The organism is Acidithiobacillus sp. 'AMD consortium', from assembly GCF_008926505.1.
Taxonomy (GTDB): domain Bacteria; phylum Pseudomonadota; class Gammaproteobacteria; order Acidithiobacillales; family Acidithiobacillaceae; genus Acidithiobacillus; species Acidithiobacillus ferridurans.
The window spans coordinates 1,947,167-1,966,372 of the sequence record NZ_CP044411.1 but is presented as its reverse complement, the minus strand read 5'-3'; the positions used below and the strand labels follow the sequence as shown (position 1 = coordinate 1,966,372).

Annotated in this window: 14 protein-coding genes and 2 pseudogenes; 9 read left to right on the top strand and 7 right to left on the bottom strand. The window is 52.5% G+C overall.

All coding sequences use genetic code 11. The features are described 5' to 3' along the window. The first annotated feature begins 253 nt into the window (after nt 1–253). Nucleotides 254–4,822 (top strand): autotransporter outer membrane beta-barrel domain-containing protein, encoded by a 4,569-nt coding sequence (locus F6A13_RS10080; protein ID WP_151528187.1) that lies wholly within the window; start codon nt 254–256, stop codon nt 4,820–4,822. Between the two features lie 89 nt (nt 4,823–4,911). Here F6A13_RS10080 and F6A13_RS10075 read toward each other — a convergent pair whose 3' ends face one another. Together F6A13_RS10075 and F6A13_RS10070 are read right to left on the bottom strand one after the other, a co-directional pair. Further along, a complete protein-coding gene (locus tag F6A13_RS10075) occupies nt 4,912–5,148 on the bottom strand; it encodes a helix-turn-helix domain-containing protein (RefSeq protein ID WP_151528186.1) in 237 nt (78 codons plus the stop codon). Further along, a pseudogene (locus tag F6A13_RS10070) lies at nt 5,148–5,375 on the bottom strand (Tn3 family transposase); the annotation flags it as partial. The gene F6A13_RS10075 and the pseudogene F6A13_RS10070, both read right to left, overlap by 1 nt. Before the next feature lie 261 nt (nt 5,376–5,636). On the opposite strand from F6A13_RS10070, the pseudogene F6A13_RS10065 reads away from it, so the two are divergent. Continuing rightward, a pseudogene (locus F6A13_RS10065) lies at nt 5,637–6,239 on the top strand (IS1595 family transposase); the annotation flags it as partial. A 259-nt stretch (nt 6,240–6,498) separates the two neighbouring features. Here F6A13_RS10065 and F6A13_RS10060 read toward each other — a convergent pair. Then, nucleotides 6,499–6,942 carry a hypothetical protein gene (locus F6A13_RS10060; protein WP_151528185.1) on the bottom strand — a complete coding sequence of 148 codons (444 nt, stop codon included), beginning with the start codon at nt 6,940–6,942 and terminating at the stop codon, nt 6,499–6,501. A gap of 110 nt (nt 6,943–7,052) precedes the next feature. Further along, the gene (locus tag F6A13_RS10055; protein ID WP_151528184.1) at nt 7,053–8,387 is read right to left on the bottom strand and encodes a hypothetical protein; all 1,335 of its coding nucleotides are present in this window, start codon (nt 8,385–8,387) and stop codon (nt 7,053–7,055) included. 265 nt (nt 8,388–8,652) lie between these two features. On the opposite strand from F6A13_RS10055, the gene F6A13_RS10050 reads away from it, so the two are divergent. The 3 genes from F6A13_RS10050 to F6A13_RS10040 are packed head-to-tail and all read left to right on the top strand — an operon-like array spanning nt 8,653 to nt 10,020. Further along, nucleotides 8,653–9,285 carry a tyrosine-type recombinase/integrase gene (locus tag F6A13_RS10050; protein WP_151528183.1) on the top strand — a complete coding sequence of 211 codons (633 nt, stop codon included), beginning with the start codon at nt 8,653–8,655 and terminating at the stop codon, nt 9,283–9,285. A gap of 52 nt (nt 9,286–9,337) precedes the next feature. Continuing rightward, nucleotides 9,338–9,574, top strand: coding sequence for a DUF4160 domain-containing protein (locus F6A13_RS10045; protein WP_151528182.1), 237 nt, complete (start codon nt 9,338–9,340; stop codon nt 9,572–9,574). Further along, nucleotides 9,571–10,020: a DUF2442 domain-containing protein gene (locus F6A13_RS10040; protein ID WP_151528181.1), complete on the top strand. Its 450-nt coding sequence runs from the start codon at nt 9,571–9,573 to the stop codon at nt 10,018–10,020. Before F6A13_RS10045 ends, F6A13_RS10040 begins: the two co-directional genes overlap by 4 nt. Before the next feature lie 184 nt (nt 10,021–10,204). Here F6A13_RS10040 and F6A13_RS10035 read toward each other — a convergent pair whose 3' ends face one another. Beyond that, nucleotides 10,205–10,828, bottom strand: a complete 624-nt coding sequence (locus F6A13_RS10035) for a DsrE/DsrF/DrsH-like family protein (RefSeq protein ID WP_192796458.1) — start codon at nt 10,826–10,828, stop codon at nt 10,205–10,207. Nucleotides 10,829–11,214: 386 nt separating this feature from the next. On the opposite strand from F6A13_RS10035, the gene F6A13_RS10030 reads away from it, so the two are divergent. Continuing rightward, nucleotides 11,215–12,138, top strand: coding sequence for a LysR family transcriptional regulator (locus F6A13_RS10030; protein WP_151528180.1), 924 nt, complete (start codon nt 11,215–11,217; stop codon nt 12,136–12,138). A 176-nt stretch (nt 12,139–12,314) separates the two neighbouring features. Here the strand turns inward: F6A13_RS10030 and F6A13_RS10025 are convergent, their stop codons facing one another. Together F6A13_RS10025 and F6A13_RS10020 are read right to left on the bottom strand one after the other, a co-directional pair. Next, nucleotides 12,315–12,758 (bottom strand): hypothetical protein, encoded by a 444-nt coding sequence (locus F6A13_RS10025; protein WP_151528179.1) that lies wholly within the window; start codon nt 12,756–12,758, stop codon nt 12,315–12,317. Nucleotides 12,759–13,325: 567 nt separating this feature from the next. Beyond that, nucleotides 13,326–14,663: a phospholipase D-like domain-containing protein gene (locus F6A13_RS10020; protein ID WP_151528178.1), complete on the bottom strand. Its 1,338-nt coding sequence runs from the start codon at nt 14,661–14,663 to the stop codon at nt 13,326–13,328. A gap of 121 nt (nt 14,664–14,784) precedes the next feature. On the opposite strand from F6A13_RS10020, the gene F6A13_RS10015 reads away from it, so the two are divergent. The 3 genes from F6A13_RS10015 (at nt 14,785) to dinB (ending at nt 19,004) form a co-directional block, all read left to right on the top strand. After that, the gene (locus tag F6A13_RS10015; RefSeq protein ID WP_151528177.1) at nt 14,785–15,549 is read left to right on the top strand and encodes an IS1595 family transposase; all 765 of its coding nucleotides are present in this window, start codon (nt 14,785–14,787) and stop codon (nt 15,547–15,549) included. Between the two features lie 99 nt (nt 15,550–15,648). After that, nucleotides 15,649–17,469, top strand: coding sequence for an SLC13 family permease (locus tag F6A13_RS10010; RefSeq protein ID WP_225981796.1), 1,821 nt, complete (start codon nt 15,649–15,651; stop codon nt 17,467–17,469). 410 nt (nt 17,470–17,879) lie between these two features. Beyond that, nucleotides 17,880–19,004: a DNA polymerase IV gene (dinB, locus tag F6A13_RS10005; protein ID WP_151528176.1), complete on the top strand. Its 1,125-nt coding sequence runs from the start codon at nt 17,880–17,882 to the stop codon at nt 19,002–19,004. Nucleotides 19,005–19,206 lie beyond the last annotated feature (202 nt).

Here is a 19,206-nt window from a genome sequence, read left to right as displayed (position 1 = left end):
TGATGGTCAGCTAATAAGAATTTAATAAAAACATAACACATAAATTACAAACATTATTTTTCAGTTGACATCGAATTGATGTATCAAGTATGTTACACATCGTTTTATAAATGAGATGCTTGTCACACAACATATGACTACATTCGAAGTGCTTCGACTGGGTTTCGAGGCACAGTGGTAGTCATTCATTTCAATTCTGAGATCTGCGCCAGCAGACTCGTTCTGCCGTGCACCAGAAAGGAGCAGTACTCCCATGTCAGCGTCACCTGGACAGCATGGCGATCGTGCCCATCGTGCTTTTCTCTCCTCTGCCAAGACATCACCTATGGCGGTTCGTCGCTCCTTTCTTCGCAGTCTCTGTTTGCCCCTCTTACTAGCTCCCGTAACGGCTCTGGCAAACCCGCAGATCATCAGTGGCGGTGGCACGGTCACCGAAATTTTAGGAAATACCAGTAATGCCGGGATTACCGTTGAAGAATCCACCCTCGACGTGGAATCCGGATCGGGTCTGGGCAGCGGATTACTGGACCTGCAAAATGGCGCATTACGCACTTCCGGTAATGCCACCATCGATAACAACATCGAGCTGGATCAGGGTGCGGCACCGGTTACCATGACCTCTCCATGTGGTGGTGCTTATTGTTTCGGGGTTGGTGGTAGCATGACACTGAACACCGTGGGTAACGCCTACGTCAGCACCCCTTCCCTGCTTACTCAAATGCAGTTCCCCAGCAACAACAAGGCTCTTGGAATATGGCTCACCCAAGGCTGGCAGCCCGACTGGATGGCCGGAATGCAGACCGCCATGCAACAGGGATATGCCCCGGTTCTGTTCGATTACTATTTGGGTGACCTCGGCTCAATGGGTTCCGGAGCCTGGGGCTACGTTCAACAAAATGCCCAGGCCTGGCTCGCGAATACCCAACTGCTTGCCAACTACCTGTCCACACTAAATGGTACTGTGTCAGTGGTACTGCAACCTGAATTCAATGTTCCCGGGGTTGGGAATCAGACACAGTTCGGCGAGTGGCTTGCCCAGGCATCCCAGATACTTCAACACGCACAGCATCCCGGCTTGACCATCCTCACCAGTGCCGGTGTCGGAGATTTTGGGGTTTACAGTGGCAGCACCGAGAGTGCCTCCCAGTGGTCTGGCTTTTATCCCTCGCTGAGCGTGGCTGCACCATATCTGAATTTCATCACCTTTCAGGAAATGCGCGGTGCCGACACGGGTGGAACCGTCATGACCGCCCAGCAGGAGGGGATGAACACCATCGCCGGTCGGGTTATCGCCTTTTCCCGCTATTTACAGGCGGCCTATGGGAAGCCATTGCTGCTGGGATACATGATGATGAACCCTTACACCCCAGCGGGTGACACTGAAAACTGGAGTGCTATCGCGGCCAAAGCCTATGCCGAGATACTGCAGATCTCCCCGGAGCTTGCACAGCAGGGTGTCTTTGGCAGCATGGCCATGGAGCTCTTCAATGACATGAATCACTCGACCATCAACGGCGTCGATTATTTTGGCACCTCTTCCGACTATTTCGGCCTGGTAAACAGTAATGGCGCACCGAATACCGCAGCGATCGGGAATGGGCCTTATGTACTCAATGCAAACGGGCAAGCCTGGGTTAACGGTACCGCCAACGCTGGAACCCTACAGGACATTAGTAATGGCGGTACCATTGATACGGAGGGTAATGCCGACACTTTCACGGGTACCCTCTCGGGCCTGGGCGGTTTGTTTGTGGTGGGCGGGGGAAGTGCGACGCTTACCGGCAACAACACCTATACCGGGAATACTTATATCGAAGACTCCACCTTACTACAGCTGGGCAATGGTGGTACCACGGGCAGCATTCTTGGCAATGTTCTTACTGATGGCGTCCTTTCGTTCAACCGCGCTGACAACATCAGCTTTCCAGGCCAAATCAGCGGGTTTGGACTGGTTTGGCAACAAGGCCCGGGAACGCTTCAGTTGACCGGCAACAACAGCTACTCAGGCGGTACGCTCATCACCAGCGGTACGCTGAGTGTCGGCAACGAAAGCGCGCTGGGAAGCGGAAACATTACCCTGGATGGCGGAACGCTTGAAACTTCAGCAGCACTGGACGATGCCCGGGATTTCTTCATTGGCCCCAACGGAGGCATTCTTAATACGGGCGGGAACAACGACGTGTTCGCCGGTGACTTTATGCCCATGAATAGCATCCCCGACGGCGGTCTGACCGTAGAGGGTGGTGGCACCGCTGTACTAACTGGCAATAACAGATACCTGGGTGGGACGACCATCGCTGGATATACCAATCTCCAGATTGGGGACGGCGGCTCTGATGGGACCCTCTCTGGCAATGTGACCGATAATGGAACGCTTACCTTCAACACCACCAATACGACCACCTTTCCGGGGCAAATCAGTGGCTATGGCATGCTTTGGCAACAAGGGCCGGGCACATTGCTATTAACGGGGACCAACACGTTCGCCGGTGGAACGATGATTTCCGGGGGAACTTTGGGGGTGAGGGCGGAGAGCGCCTTGGGTAGCGGCAACATTACCCTGAATGGAGGGACTCTCCTCACAACATCAGATTTACTGGATGGCCGGGCATTTTTCATCGGTCCTCAAGGGGGAACCATCAACAATGATGGGAACAACAATCTTTTTACCGGGAATATCATCCCCATGAATAGCGGATCTGATGGTGGGCTTACCGTGACAGGCGGTGGAACGGCCGTGCTCACTGGCGACAACACTTACACGGGCGGCACCACTATTGCGGGATATACCAACCTGCAGATTGGAGACGGAGGTGCTGCGGGAACACTGCCGGGCAATGTTACAGATAATGGTACCTTGACTTTCAACACGGCAGACACCCTCAATGTCTCAGGCCAGATCAGCGGCTATGGCATGCTCTGGCAGCAAGGCCCGGGAACTTTGATACTCAATGGAAATAATACCTACGCGGGTGGTACCACTATCGCCGGAGGTGCATTGGCGGTGGATTCGGCCGCAGCCCTGGGGACTGGTCCTGTCAACCTGAACGGCGGCACCCTGATCACCACAGCGGCACAGAACGAAGCCTTTTCTGTCAATCTGGGCGCATCAGGCGGGATCATAGATACCGATGGGAGTGCTGATATATTCAGTAGTGATGTTAGTGGCGGCAACCATACGGCAGGCCCCTTGACCATAGTCGGTGGTGGTTCACTGATCCTCGATGGAGCCGCGAACAGCGCTTCCCAGACCATTATTGGTGGTCCATCGGCAGTTTCCTCCGCAACTACACCTACCCTGCTGGAAATCGGCGACATCAGCCATCCGTCAGCATCTTTACAGGGGCCGGTTTTGGTCACCCCGGCAGGCGAGTTGCGCGGACACGGCACGATCGTCGGAAACGTGACTAACGATGGCACCATATTCCCGGGCGGAAGCATTGGCACTCTCACCATTCAGGGCAACTATACACAAAATGCTGATGGCACCCTCGCTATTGAGGTTACCCCCACGGCTTATGACACCCTCAAAGTGTCCGGCACAGCCGCGATTGCCGGACGACTGCTCGTACAGGTCGATCCCGGTGCCAGCTATGTGGCTGGCGATCAATATCAGGTCCTGCAAGCCGCAGGCGGCGTGACCGGGGCATTCTCCACGACAGTGTATGATCCATTTCCGGCGTATGTCACACCAACCCTCACCAACAATGGCAATGCCCTCAACATTAGTTTGTATGCCACTTCGGACGCCACAGGAAGAAATGCGGATCCGGCGTATTTGGGCGGGCAAATCTATGCGGATATCCCTACCGCACTGATCGGTACGACTGCACAAGCGGATGCACTCGTTCTTAACCATGCCGAGAGCTCCAGCGGAGTGGCTATAGCGCGTACCATGCTGCTGTCAACAGACACCGTCACCGCCGGACAACTTGCACGATTCTCTGCACCCACCACTAGGCATGCACGGCAAAATGAAAGTGCGGGATATCATCCCCATCTTTGGATGCAGGGGGTTGGCGATTTTAGCAATGCGCGGGGGACGCAAGCGGTTTCAGGATTTAATGACCAGAATAGTGGAGTGTATGGGGGAGCCGATATGCAGGACGGCGGACTCACCGCAGGAATTGCTCTGGGCTATGTCCATACCATTCTAAATCTTCCTACCACGGGTTATGCCGGGGGAAGCCAATCTACTATCGGTAGCGTCACCACGATGATTTATGGGAAATATCGAGACCAAGGGCTGCGACTGCAAGGCCTGATGGGTTATACCAGTGAAGCAATTCACGGAGTGCGCAACCTGCCGAATACCGGCCTTGCGGCGATCAGTGACCACCACGGCAGTATGATCCACGCATTGTTTCAGGGAGGCTATGCTATCGCTACGCCCGTGGTGACTGTAACGCCAAATTTGGGTATTGCCTGGTATCGGCAAACACAACCCGGATTCTCCGAAACTGGCGCCACCACACTCTTTGATCTGCACTACCTGCATCAAACCGTGAGCGCTTTGGAGGTGAGCGCAGGCCTTAGTTTGAGTCGTCATTACCATCTGGGATCCATGCAGATTATTCCCTACGCCGATATTGCCGTACAGCGCAATCTGGACAATAACAGGCGAAGCATCCGGGAGGCTCTCGGCAACTTGCAACCGGTGAGTGAAACCGGAGTAGCACCCGATAAGACAGCATTGCTTACCAATGTGGGGACCAGCATTCGCATCGCAAATAGTCTGTCGTTGTATGCTGAATATGAGGGATGTTATGCCGGGAACATTAGCAGCAATGGACTTGCGGCAGGAGGAGTCTGGCGCTGGTAGCCTGGGGTGGGGATACTATTCCTGCTTGATGGCGTGTCGGCGTTGGTCCTGTCCCCGGCCGTTGGGTGTCGTATGGCTTTGCCACGTTTTTACTGGGTTGACTGTTCAGCCAAGCGGGCAACATGCCTCGGTGGACAGAAGCGATAACCAAAGCCGGGGATGGTTTCCAACCATCTATGTGCCCCCGTATCCTCCAATATCCGCCGTAAACGGTAAATTTTTACTACCAGCGTATTCTGTGCGATATATCTCTTTTTCCCTTCCGCGAGGACTTGCAGAAGCTGGTGATAAGGGTTGTAAGCCGGAACCGCCGAAATTTCCGCCATCCCAACTCCAGCCCCACCACGAGCACATCCAGGTCGAGCATCTTGCCGTCGTTCTGGAAGGTGTAATGCCCGTTCAGCAGGATGTGCCGCCAAGCCGCCGGTGAAATCTGGGTGATGAGCGCTAGCGCCTTGGCGTTCCCACTCGCTTCGCACTTCGTCAGCAGCCTCGACAGGATGGCCGAGTTGTAAAAGATGACCGCGTTGGCGATCAGCATGGCGCACTGGCCCTGCAATTTGCCGAACCGCGTCTGGAGGTTCGCGATCCGCGCATCCACCTTGGCGAGGCGTTGCGTTTTGCCTTTGGACCGCAAAAGGGCTTCCCGATGCTCGAGATGACCGAGGTGGGATTGGATGCGTGCGACCCGTTTCGCCGACGTGAGTGACGCGGCACTTACCGCCACCGAAGAGAGCGATAGGCACTGAACCAGTAAAAGGATGCCGACAGGGACTGATCTGCCGAAAAGGATCATACATAGAAACCTCCCAATTTGCCGTTTCCACGCTCGCTGCCGGAGTTTCAGCGGGTGTTCCCAGATGAGGCGGCGTGCGCAGCCTACCTTGAGCGCGCCCGATGGAGCAACGGGTTTGCTTGCTCTCGTTGCGGCACATCTGGAGAGTCTTACCGTATCGCCACTCGCCCCGGTGTACTGCGTTGCCGGGAGTGCCGATGCGATACGAGTCTCACCGCCGGTACGGTCATGGAGCGCACGTACACACCCTTATCGATTTGGTTCTGGGCGGCGTACTTGGTTACCAGTGAGACGCCTGGCATGTCGGCCGTTCAGTTCCAGCGATAGTTGGGACTGTCGTGCTACGAAACGGCATTTCAGATTCTGCACAAGCTGCGCGCCGGCATGGTGCGCCCTGACCAGGATCGGATCGGTGGTAAGCTCGACGAACTTGGCGAGGCCGATGAAACCTACGTGGGCGGGCGTACCCGCGGTAAGGGGCGTGGCGTCCACGACATGGTCTTGGTGGCCGGCGCTGTCGAGGTTCGGCAGCGGAAGCGTACCAGCAGCTCCAACAAGCGAAAGACCGGACGGTACGCTGGCCGCGTTCGGCTTGCCTTGGTTCCAGCGGCTGCCTCCCGGGTGAGCTTTCCAATGGCAAGTTTGCAGCGTAAGCAGCCGTCCAGCGGACTGATCATCATGTTCTCGAAACTCGTCACCATGGCTGCGAACCGTAGCAGTTTTTTGAGAATAATTTTAGATAATTACAACCGTTTGATATACCGTGCAACAATCGCCGTTATCTGAAGGCTCTCGAAAACTGTGGTCTGGAAGAAGATAACGTCGGATCTACCTGCTCACAACAGCAATGAACTTTGTTATTGACCATGAACCGTTATTTTTACCATGTTTCAGAACAGCATACCACATCACCCTGCTGCTCAGAATGAACATGCATGGTAACAATTTTCTTTTGTGTCACGGCCTCGACGACACCGTCGATAAGGCCAAAACCAAAATTACACAGAGCGTGCTTGCCAATATCGATTCCACGATCACGTAATACAAGACCAATTTTGCAGTTCATGAGTTGTGCGCAGTCGCCATCCAGTTCTATATTTCTCATAAATTCTTTATCAATAAAAAATTTCTGAACAATCGCACGGGCGTCATCGACACTTCCGCCATTATGCGATTTACCGATTTTACTCCCCATTTTCTTGCCGGCATAGCGAAATACGCTAACGGCACCTTTATCGCCAATTAAAGAACCGACCTCAGTGGCAATATCACAGAGTAATTCGACAATATCCCGAGTATCCATGGCGCAAACTTTTTCACTCATAACGGGCATTCCTCCATTCGATCGTACTCGTTTTTCCTCGCTGCATGTTGGCACTCTGCATAGTTTCACAAACGATCGTTTGGGATAATGCCTATTGTTAGAACATGGAATTATAAAATGTTGCGCTCCACCACAATCTCGGAATAGGGGTCTCCCATAGCCAGACAACGCGTTTGTCTGGCCCAGAATCCGGCTTTGGAACGGTTCACCTGATAGTAAAACTCCAAAGTGAGATCGGGCCTTGTGGTAATGTCTGCCGTATAGAGCAGGTTCATCAGAGAGGAGCCAATGCCCGTCATCAAATAATCAATGGGGTGGTCTGCTTGCCCGAAAGCACGCAGATGTCCAAGCGACTCGTAGGGATACCAGGCACGCAGTATCAGACGCTCATTAGGAATGATTTCCTGAATACGCCATACGCCCCAACCGAGCGCATTGATGCAGGCAATGATGCCGGATAACCAGTCTTCACGGCATTGCAGTTGAGGCACAATCAGCTGATACCAAGGGTCCGAGCGCATGATGCCACCCATGGTACTGAACCCACATATATGGCCCGCTTCAATCAGCAAGGTTCTGGCAAGTTCCTGGCCCTGAAGATGCTTGAACTTCTCCTTATAATAAAACAGGGTTGGGTACTCGTACCACAACATCTCCCCCAAATAGCGATGCGTGTTGAGTGCTTCCTGAAGAGCCCGTTCAAAGCGAAAAGACACCAAATTGTAGTAGTCCGCGTAGTGCCGCGTCAGGTAGACGCCAAAAGCAGGAATCAATCCGTCAGCATCCCCGGTCAATGGCAAAGTGCGCACCGCAGTCATAATGGCGTCTTCATCTATATGCAGACCGATATGTCGCGGGGGAACCTGATCGGCACCCTGAGGCAGAACTGCCTGGGGGATATCCGGTATGTCCAAGGGGAATTGATCCCCACTGTTGCAAAGATGTAGATGAAAGCGGGTCGTCTCTGCCCCCATCGAGAGAGCATCTCCATCGATTTTGCCCCCATAAGATTGTCCATAAATGGCCGATATGGCACCTATGGCATAGCCAAGATCAAAATGCTCGCCAGGCCAGCGCCGCTTACCATAATTCAGGCGTAGTGCTGCCCCGTAATGGGAGTGATTTTCGACGAGTACAAACTCTGGTTCGCCTGAATGGGGCAGCGCGCCCAAGGGTAGGTCTCCAAATCCGCAAAAGCGATATATGGATTCGGCATACTTGAGGCGATTTGCAACGGACCATTCTGGGTGTTCCCGAAAGGCCGCCCGAAGTTGTCGAAAGCTGACTTCGGTAGCAGAGCCTACCAGAATTGGTTCGCGGTCAATGTAATGGCAGTCTTCGATTACCAATTGAAGAAAGCGATTGTAGTGGTTGCAGTGAAAGACGACCGGCTCACGCGATATGGTCATGATGCCGGTGCCGGATGAGGCTTCGGGATGGATCATTTCTTCTGCTCGCTTCAATTTATCAAGATATCAGCCATAAGGCGTCATTCTGTCTCATATTCGTATTGCCAAAACGATCCTATCCTATTGTTTCTGATTTATTTCTGTTTGCGACCAACCATCAGACAAAACAGCGGATTTCTCCAATTTTAGGTCGGATACGAACTCGACCATTCTAGCCGAATCCTGCGTCCACAACCAGTCTGGCGCCGCCGTTTGAGTTCGCAAAAAATGGTCTTCTTCTCACAACCATGGAGACCGTGTCATGCTAACAGAACTCAACGGCACCCCCCAGCACCCACAAATCCTTTGGAACAAAGGCAAAGTCATAGGTCAGAAACGGCCCTTGAAACTGCAAGAGGTATGGGCCATTAGAATTCGCCTGCAATTGGCCCAATATATTCGCGAATTAGCCCTCTTCAACCTCGCCATCGATAGCAAATTGCGGGGCTGCGACCTTGTGGGACTGCATGTTTCCGATATCGCACATGGTCACACCGTCATGCACCGCGCCATCGTGCTCCAGCAAAAAACTCAGAGGCCCGTCCAATTTGAGATCACCGAGCAAACCCGAAAGGCCCTGACCACATGGATCGCCCATGCCAAACTCAAGGATGACCAGTTTCTCTTCCCCAGCAGGAAACACGCATCACCTCATCTTTCCACCCGGCAGTATGCGCGTGTTGTAGAACGTTGGGTTACTTCCATAGGGTTGGATCCGTCCGCCTATGGCACGCATACCATGCGCCGAACCAAGGCCACATTGATTTACACGCGCACTAAGAATCTCCGCGCCGTGCAACTTCTGCTGGGGCACACCAAGCTGGAGAGCACCGTCCGTTATCCGGGCATCGAGGTCGACGATGCCCTGGAAATAGCCGAGCAAACCGAAGTGTAGCGAAATTGATGTCAACCTTGATATGGTGCAATGATTTCCCTATCATGAAGTCATGACCCACTACTCAGTCGGGGATGACTGGCGTATACGCATCAACGGCCGGGAGCAGCATCCGCTTCCCCACGTCCATGTGCAGTTTCGTGACGGATCCCGTGTGTCGCTGGCCATTGAGACAGGTGCACTTTTGGTCGGCTATGTCTCGCCCCGGAAGCGATTGGAACCGGTGCGGACCTGGATTGAGGCGCATCGGGATGCCCTATTGACGGAATATCGGAGGTTGAACCCATGAATCAAGCACCCAGAGTTGAAACGGCGACGATTACTGGCCCGTTCCAGATAGAAATCCATTGGTCCACTGGCGAAGTGTTTACCACGGATCTCAAGGATCTTATTGGCCCGCCACGGAAGGAAGATCCCTTTTGCGCGCTTCATGATCCGGCCTTCTTTGCTCAGGGGCATGCAGATGACTGGGGCGACGGTCTGAGTTGGCCCGGCGGACTGGATCTGGGCGCAGACCGTCTCTATGCCCTGGGGAGGAAACAGACAGGATTACCAACGCGTGAGGACTTCATCCAGTGGATGGAGCGGAACAATCTCAGTCTAAGCCATGCGGCAGAAGCCATCGGTATGACTCGACGCATGATAGCCTACTACAAAAACGGCTCTCGCCCGATACCAAAGACCGTGTGGCTAGCCTGCATCGGCTATGAGGTGCTTGAACGCCACGCAGCTTGATTAAGGTGAATAATGGGCGATTTTGCAGCGTAAGCGGTCATCCGTATGTGTTGTAGAAACACATCAACCAAATTTCAAAGTCGTAGAAACTCAACGCCAAAACTGGCCTCGGAACTGGCCTAAGGCCAATCAGTGGCGTTTTTTTACTCGGTACACCAGTGTAACGTTCTCTGTCGACTAAATGTTATATAAACATGCAGATATCAGCATCAGCTGCTACCGGCAACATCGTAGCCGCACCGCCCCACTCACTTATTTCTTCAATAAGATCATGTTTCTTATAGCCAAATAGATCAACGGTCATTTGGCATGCAACAATATTGACCCCGGCTTCAACAGCTAATTCGCGCAATTCTGAGATTGTAGCAACGCCATGTTGTTTAAGCGTTCTTTCAAATAACCCTTTTGTGAATTCCTCAAACCATGGGATATTACTCATAATAGCATTAGGGATGCGCCACTTAATATCACGGAACCACGTCGGTCCGACAGGCATATTCATTGGCATAGCAGGGTTGCCAATTGGAGTTATACCAAGCGACATCTCTTTTTTAAGCAGCTCTAGCGCATAGAAGCTGAAGAATATTGTGACGTCCCACCCCATTGCTGCGGCTGTGGTAGCCAGTATAAATGGTGGATATGCCCAATCAATAGTTCCTTTTGTTGCGATGATAACTATGGAACGAGTTCTAGTTTCTTCCCGCTCAGCCATTGTTGTTGTGAATTCTTCTTTAAACCATTCGTTAAAAATGTCTCTTGTCAATTCGACAGTATTGTTATTGTCTGCGATCTTATCGGTAGGTGCCATTAGGTGAGCCTTTCAAAAATAGTTGTTAATAATTATGTTATATTGCTTCTCATGGGTTGACAATGTACGCCTAGAGATAAGCTGTTTCTCCTGATTGTTGATAATGTGAATGTGGCTCCTTGATGTTCGAGGTAGGTCAGGTGCACAATGCAGGGTATGGTAGGTAGATAGGAGCGAGGTAGATGGAACGATGGTTCAGAAGCAGGTTTTCTTGGCAGCTCTGGGGCCGCTTCCACCGTGGATGGCGGAGCGGGGGTGAGTTCTCTGGTGAAGCGAAACGGTTGGACCTGTCGTCCACTTTACTAGAAGCGAGCTGCCAAGAAAACCTGATCCTGGAGAATCTGGATCTCAAACTACCCACATGAAACAGCGTAGAGCCATAATTTATGCTTGTTGAAAATATTTCTGATCTTGTGATTTTTGTTCATGCGGCCAAGTCCGGCAATTTTTCGGCAGCAGGCAGAGACTTGGGATTTTCAGCCGCCGTGGTTAGTAAACGTCTGCAGAGGCTTGAAGATCAGTTGTCGGTTAGGCTTTTTAATCGCTCGACAAGGAAAATCGGATTAACCGATGAAGGCGCGGAGTTTTTTGATTATTGCGTGCGAGTTCTGGCTGATCTCGAAGAAGCTGAATCGCTGATAACGATTGGAAGTCAGCAGCTGAAGGGGACGCTACGTGTTACTGCCCCTGCAGCATTTGGACGGCTCCACATCGCACCGCTGGTCCCCATGATCCTGAGTCGTCATCCCAACCTGGACCTTTATTTACATTTATCCGATGATGTCGTTGACATTATTGAGGATAGATATGATGTCGCGGTTCGTATCGGAGAAATGAAAGACACAAAACTCATAGCAAGGAATTTATGTGTTGACAACCGTCTTGTTGTAGCAACCAAATCATATTTAAGAAAATTTGGTGAACCTAACAGTCCTGATGATCTATTGAATCATAATGCGCTACTTTTTTGCAGTTCCGGAAAGCCTAGCCCGTGGAGATTTTACGATAAATCAGGAAAATTATATACGGTGAACGTTTCAGGGAATTTTGAAACAAATAATTGTGACGCTTTGCGTGAAGCAATATTAGCAGACATTGGAATCGCATTGCGTCCAAAATGGGATATATGGCGTGATATAGAATCAGGGAGGATGATTGCACTACTCCCTGAATACAAGCCGCATTCCTTTGACATAAAAGTGGTGTATCAAAGTCGCCGGCATTTGCCGAAAAAGGTTAGAATTTTTATTGATTTGCTGATTGATAAATTTGGTGATGTTCCATATTGGGAACATATGGCAGATAATTAATCCGACGACACACTGCCAGCGCTGCACTGCGTACTCCACGCCATTCGGTCGCTTGTCAATCAGCGCCAACCATTGATCATGCGCCAAAGCTCGGCTTTTTCTGCTGCTGAATGACTGCTTCCAGTCTGCTGCCGTCCAACAGGACTCAACGGGGGCAGGGCAGCGTTTGCAGTCATTCAGAAATTGGTGGGCAGCACGTAAATCGCCCGGTGACGTTCGCTGCGCATAGAAAAATCGACAAGTTGATGGACAGAATCAGGGTCAGAAATGGCCCCGAAAGTGTCCAGAAACGAAGTGTTGATTAAACGTTTTTTCTTACATTTTGCCTGAGAAAGGTCAGATGCGGCTACTGCATCCTTTTCGTCACGATAACAAACGTATCGCTTATCATGTATTTTATGCACGCAAAGATTTTGCGATATGGCCTTCTCGAAGAAAAAGTAATCCTCCCAGAAACGCAAGTTGGGAAAACCACCCAAAGCATGAAAAATCTCTGCACGCACTACCGAAGTAGCGCCCGGATACGTATCCATTATATGAATGGTTCTACTATTGTCTCGTGCATCCATCACCGTATAAAAATTTCCATCGACAACCAAGCCGCCAAATAGCATATCCACCTCGGGATGCTCCTGAATATACTGAAGACAGGATTGTAGGTAATCAAGTAAATATGCATCATCAGAATCCAATCGTGCTATTCACCGAGTATTCAAGTGCCACGCACCATGTCTTCCATAATAGAACGCACCTTATTTAGTGAATGATCTGTACTGCCGTCATCTGCAATGACACATGAAACATTCGTAACCGTTTTAGTCTTTAATTAAAGAAATTATCTTTTAAGAAATTGTTCTCTATTAAACACAGCTATTATCACACCACAAAACGGTTTTATATCATCAGACATTACAGCCATAAAGCAGAATCCACCTTGTTTCGCTCTTGCTTGGATGCTTGACCTTACCCCGTCGGGTTCTCGTTGCCATTTTCTCCGGTGAGAGTGCTTGACACCGTAATGGTGCTGTGCGACCGACCCTTGGTAAAAAGTCAGAATCACTACCATACCCTTTATTGTCTCGTTTCTCTCCGCCTCTTGGAGCGGTTTTCCTGCTTTTTGGAGGTCGTGCCGACCCGCTCGCGGCGCAGCTTCCTCGAAATCCTCTGCCGGACTCCAATTTCGCAGATTAAAGCCAGTTCGCGAACAGGCGCGCGAACGATTCCTTGAATCTTTCAAAGATCGACCGCTTCCGCCATTGCTTCAGAGTTATCTTCTTTGAATTCCGCAAGTCGTTTTCGAACATCGCCTCCATTTTGCCTGCAAAGTCCTTCCCTACTATGACGGCGTTAACCTCCTTGTTGTTTGCGAAGCTCCACATGTCCAGATTCGTGGAACCTACAGTTGACCATATACCGTCTATCACTGCGGTTTTCGCATGGAGGATACGCCCTTTCAGCTGGTAGATTCGGACTCCGGACTTAAGGAGATGGGTATAGTAAGATTGCCCGGCATATACTGCGATCGGGACGTCGTCCTCGGTCGCAAGTATTAACTGGACGTCTACCCCCCGCATTGCTGCGCCGGTTAGTGCGTTTATAATTGCCCTATTCGGCACGAAATAAGCCGCTGTAACGTGGATGTAATTTGTGGCATTTGAGAAAGCGGTATAATACATCAAATAAGTCAGGCGATTCCGCTCCCCGGGTCTGCTCCCTATGGCCATGACGTAGTCATCGCCTTCTTTCTTGAGAGGAGGAAAGTAGTCCTGTTCTGGTAATATGGGGCCTTTGTGCCGTTTCCAGGTATCATAAAACAGTCTCTGGAATGCGGCGACCGCCGGGCCTTGAATCATGACGTCCGCGTCCTTCCAAGGTTTTGCCGCGTTTTTTTCGTCCCCGCTGCTAGCCTCATCGCTGGTGATGTTGACTCCACCCGTGAATGCCGTCTTTCCGTCAACCACCAATATCTTGCGGTGATCGCGGTGGAAAGGATCTGTTAGGTTGTATTTGATGACGTTGATACCACCCGCCCGCAAGCGTCGGAAGAAGGCGGCGGGCGTATCTATACTGCCGATGCTGTCGTATATAAGGTTTACCTGCACACCCTCAGCCTGCTTTTGAAGTAGAAGACCAGCGAATTTCCGGCCAGTTTTATCGTTGCTGAATACGTACGTCTCAAGATTTATGTTGTCCTTTGCGCCGCTAATGGCCTCCAGCATCATTGCAATGGCCTCGGGTCCAGTCAGAAGCGTCGCTTCGTTGCCCGCGATAATCGGCTTGCCGGTTATCTCCTCCATCAGCTTTAACTGCCGCGTCAGGATACTCGTGGCGCCTGATTCCTTCTCGAGATTGTCCATAAGCGCCTTGCTCTTGGCCGGAGGCAGTTCCCTTCCGTTGCTTTGGATCTCGGGTGGCCCGGTCACCGGCAATGCCGCCAAGCGTTCAGCGTTAGGCAGGTTTGAAGCACAGCCAGACATGAGCATGCTCAGTGTGAGAAGCGCGTAGAGGAATATTTTTTTTGCCATAAATGCCTCTAGTTTAGACTGGAAAATTACAATGCAGTATAGATCAAAGCGTGCTTATCCGGTTGTCACAGACACCCACTATTAGTAGTATGTTGAGCATCTGCGCAAACCTAGTGCGACCATGGTTATCGACGTGCTTGACCGAGACGATTTACCGTTTCCGAACTCGCTGCCGGAGTTTCAGCGGTTGTTCCCGAACGAAGCGGCATGCGCGGCTTACCTTGAGCGCGCGCGTTGGAGCGACGGATTCATCTGTCCGCACCGCGGGACGCCCGGCGAGCCTTTCGGCGGCAATCCCGACGAACTTGTCGAGGCCGATGAAACCTACGTGGGCGGACGTACTCGCGGTAAGGGGCATGGCGTTCACGACATGGTCCTGGTGGCCGGCGCTGTCGAGGTTCGGCAGCGGAAGCGTACCAGCAGCCTCAACAAGCGAAAAACCGGACGGTACGCCGGACGTGTTCGACTCACAGTGGTGCCAGACCGAAGTGCCAAATCGCTGGGTGGCTTCATTGAGCGAGCGGGTAAGCCGGGCGCTGCCATCATCACCGACGACTGGAGCGGTTACGCGAAGCTGGGCGAGTGTGGCTATTCCCACACCGCCGTCGCAGAGCGTGGCGACATACAAGTTGCCGAGACCTTCCTGCCGATCATTCACCTCGTATTCTCCAATCTCAAGACCTGGTTGCGCGGCATTCATCATGGCGTCAGCCCACAGCACTTGCAGGCGTACCTCAACGAATTTACGTTCCGCTTCAATCGCCGCTTCTACCCCTTCAATGCCTTCCGCTCCCTGCTTGGCATCGCCGGCGATGTCACCGCGCCAACTTATGCCGAGCTTTATTCCAAAAAATCACGCCCCACTACATCTGGTGGGTGTCTGTGACAACCGGATAAGCACGCTTTCTACCTTTCCTGAGCGCTACCGAGCGTGTACAGTTATTCAGTGAAAATTGTTGCCAGAATCCCACGAAGGAGAGTGTCCTTGTCGTCCATTGACACGCCCAGCATTCACGCCATTATCGTTATGGTAATAACAGCGGTAGCTCTCGTATTTTACAGTCGCCCAAACATCCCCATGGCTACTACGAGCCTGGGCGTGTTAGTGCTCTTGGCTTTTGTGTTCAGCATCTATCCCGCGCAATGGCTTGGGCGCACCCTGGACCCGATGATCTTCTTCTCCGGCTTCAGCAACGAAGCGCTGATTGCCATCGTGGCGCTCATGATCGCGGGCGGCGCGATCGTGCATACCGGTGCCCTCGATCCCCTAGGGCGTTTTTTGAGCAAGGTCTGGAATTATGCACCACCCTTGGCGTTTCTCCTGGTACTGATGGTTACGGCTTTTCTCAGTGCTTTTGTCAATGACACTCCCTTGGTCGTTTTGCTGATCCCCTTGCTCACCGGTATTGCCATACGTACTCAGCGCCCAGTATCACGTATGCTCATGCCCTTGGGGTTCGCAGCGCTCATGGGCGGGATGACGACGACCATCGGAACTTCGACCAATCTCGTGGTCGTTTCAGTAGCGCAAAGTCTGGGGCTACCGCCCATGGGGATGTTCTACTTCACGATGCCAGCCATCATCGCTGCGGGCGTTGGCATGCTGTATCTATGGCTGATAGCGCCACTGCTTTTACCCAAACGCCAAACCCCATTGGGCGATCAATCTCCGCGACTTTTCGACGCCACCCTGCACCTAGGGGAGGACAGTCCCTCTGTGGGCAAGACGTTGGCAGATGTGCAGAAAATAGCCCCCGGTCTACGGGTGAGACAAGTCTTGCGCGGAAACACGCAGACCATGGTCCCACTTGCAGATATCGTTCTACGGACAGGGGACCGTTTGTTGGTGCGGGATTACTCCAACAAGCTCAAAGAGTACGAAGAGATTCTAAAGGCCACCTTATACAGTGGCGAGCAAGCGGTGAGTGAGGAGAACCCATTACAGGCCGATGATCAGCAATTGGCAGAGGTGGTGGTGATGCCCAATTCTTTCTTGGTGGGACGAAGTTTGGCAAACAGTCTTTTTGCCGCGCGTTTTGATCTTGCGTCACTGGGAATCTACCGCCGTGGCGCAAGTTTATTAAGCAAGGATCTGGAAAAGGAAATCTTGCGCAGTGGGGATGTGATCTTGGTCCAGAGCAGCCGTAATACTATTACGGAGTTACGGCAAAAAGGTGACCTGACTCTTCTCGATGCCACTACCGATCTGCCTCGGAGTAACAAGGCTAATTTGGCTTTGCTGATCATGCTGGCCATCGTCCTGCCGGCGGCCTTCAATTGGTTGCCCATTGCCGTCACAGCCCCCTTGGGGGTGCTCTTCATGGTAGCTAGCGGTTGTATCGAATGGCGTCAACTTGGAGTGTCAGTCAATAGTTCCGTCATTCTGCTAATCAGCGCCGGTATCGCCTTGAGTATCGGATTGGTAAAAACCAATGCCGCCCACTTCCTGGCCCAAAGCTTCCTGACCGTTACCCACAGTTTGCCGCCGACCTTCGTGGTAGGCATGATCCTATTTTTTGTAGCGGCTTTGGCCAATATCGCTTCCCATACCACGGGGGCATTGATCGGCGCTCCTATTGCCGTACAGATCGCACATGGCTTGCAGCTCTCTCCAGAGCCGTTTTTACTGGCCGTGCTTTTTGGTGCCAACCTGGGCTACGCCACGCCTATGGCATATCAAACCAACGTCCTAACCATGAATGCGGCAGGTTATACTTTCCTTGATTTTCTCCGCGTTGGGCTGCCCTTGCTCATTCTCATGGGACTATTGATCAGCTATCTTTTGCCCATATATTTTCCTTTTTAGATCAATAAAGAGTCTTTCCATAATGTTCAATCGCACTCTAAATCGTTCTATTTTCTCAGTCGCTTCTTCCGCAACAGAAAGATCATTATGCTAGAGCTCGCCAGAGTGCGAAGCCTATGATTTGGATTCTATATTTAGTTTTTGAACGGCGGCTTGAGGTCCTTAGCGACCGTGAAGACGTTTAACTTCGTGTAACATCTACTGCTCAGATGATGCCATTTGCTTTCTGCTGCTGAATGACTGCAATCAGTCTGCCGCAACCATTCACTTCTCCGCAATCTACCGCTTTCCGTCGCCCATCGGCAAGCATCTTCATCGCTCCTTGTCCCCTGCCCAAGGAGATACCCAAGGTGTCGTCTCCCCTCCAGGCCGCTTCCTGATAGAATCTGAGCAGTCCAGGAGGCTGTCCATTGCCGGATCCACATTCAGAGCACGGTGCCAAACTCCGCAAGATCATCCATGTGGATATGGATGCCTTCTTTGCGGCGGTGGAGCAAAGGGACTATCCCGAGCTGCGGGGTCAGCCCGTTATCGTCGGCGGCGATCCTGCCGGCCGGGGCGTTGTGGCCACTTGCAGCTATGAAGCCCGCCGCTTTGGCATTCACTCCGCCATGACGGCGGCACGGGCCCGCTCCCTCTGCTCGCAGGCAATCTTTGTCCGTCCCCGCATGGAAGCCTATCGAGAAGCCTCCCGTCAGGTTATGGCTATCCTGCGCAGTTACACACCGCTCGTGGAGCCACTGTCGCTGGATGAGGCCTTTCTGGACGTCACTGCTGCCACCGCCGATGGTATCCTGGCGGTCGAAATCGCCCGCGAGATACTGGACCGCATTCATCGGAAAACGAGGCTGACCGCTTCGGCAGGGGTCTCCTATAATAAGTTGCTCGCCAAGCTCGCCTCCGACTGGCGCAAGCCCCATGGGCTTTTCGTTATCCCGCCCGAACGTGGTCTCGACTTCTTGGCGCCGCTGCCCGTTGGCAAACTGCATGGTGTGGGCCCGGCCACTGTAAAAAAACTATCCGCTATGGGTATCGACACCGTCTCGGATCTGCGGGCGATGGCGCAGGAGAGGTTGATTAGGTGTTTCGGTAAGGCTGGAGCTTGGTTTTACGAAGTGGCGCGGGGGATCGATAGGCGGCCCGTGCAGCCGACCCGCCAACGGAAATCGGTGGGTACCGAGCGAACCTTCTCGGAAAACCTGGAGGATCGAAGGACCATGCTGGCTACGTTACAGCAGATGGCCGAGCAGGTTGCGGCCCGTCTCCAGGCACTCGCCTTGGCGGGCTACACGGTGAACATCAAGGCACGTTTTCCCGATTTCGCCACGGTCACCCGAGCGCATACGGCGACCGAGGTCACCGGGAACACGGAAGCCATCGCGGCGTTGCTACCAGAACTACTGGATCGGGCAGTTCCCCAGGGTGCGTCCGTGCGCCTGCTAGGAATCACAGTGAGCGGCCTCGTCCAAATCCAGGCGGCGAGCCGAGGCGCCCGCCAGCTGAACTTGCTGGACGGAATCCCCGATCTGCGGTAATAACATGGCAAGAGAATGGGCGGTGATGCAGCGGGAGTGGTCCTTCCCGTGCGGCCGGGGGACGAGTATTATCGGCGAATAACAGCTGCTTGTGACCGAGGAAGGTGCGGGAATGTTATACTGCAACTTAGAATGTTACGCTGCATTGTCAGTGCAGTCGAATTTACGTTGGGCATCATAAGCACATGGCCGCAAGTGCCTT

What these genes read in the sequence shown, in the direction of transcription:
- F6A13_RS10080 (WP_151528187.1), top strand. Translation starts at nt 254, where the DNA reads ATGTCAGCGTCACCTGGACAGCATGGCGATCGTGCCCATCGTGCTTTT.
- F6A13_RS10075 (WP_151528186.1), bottom strand. Translation starts at nt 5,148, where the DNA reads ATGGCGGAAATTTCGGCGGTTCCGGCTTACAACCCTTATCACCAGCTT.
- F6A13_RS10060 (WP_151528185.1), bottom strand. Translation starts at nt 6,942, where the DNA reads ATGAGTGAAAAAGTTTGCGCCATGGATACTCGGGATATTGTCGAATTA.
- F6A13_RS10055 (WP_151528184.1), bottom strand. Translation starts at nt 8,387, where the DNA reads ATGATCCATCCCGAAGCCTCATCCGGCACCGGCATCATGACCATATCG.
- F6A13_RS10050 (WP_151528183.1), top strand. Translation starts at nt 8,653, where the DNA reads ATGCTAACAGAACTCAACGGCACCCCCCAGCACCCACAAATCCTTTGG.
- F6A13_RS10045 (WP_151528182.1), top strand. Translation starts at nt 9,338, where the DNA reads ATGACCCACTACTCAGTCGGGGATGACTGGCGTATACGCATCAACGGC.
- F6A13_RS10040 (WP_151528181.1), top strand. Translation starts at nt 9,571, where the DNA reads ATGAATCAAGCACCCAGAGTTGAAACGGCGACGATTACTGGCCCGTTC.
- F6A13_RS10035 (WP_192796458.1), bottom strand. Translation starts at nt 10,828, where the DNA reads ATGGCACCTACCGATAAGATCGCAGACAATAACAATACTGTCGAATTG.
- F6A13_RS10030 (WP_151528180.1), top strand. Translation starts at nt 11,215, where the DNA reads ATGCTTGTTGAAAATATTTCTGATCTTGTGATTTTTGTTCATGCGGCC.
- F6A13_RS10020 (WP_151528178.1), bottom strand. Translation starts at nt 14,663, where the DNA reads ATGGCAAAAAAAATATTCCTCTACGCGCTTCTCACACTGAGCATGCTC.
- F6A13_RS10015 (WP_151528177.1), top strand. Translation starts at nt 14,785, where the DNA reads ATGGTTATCGACGTGCTTGACCGAGACGATTTACCGTTTCCGAACTCG.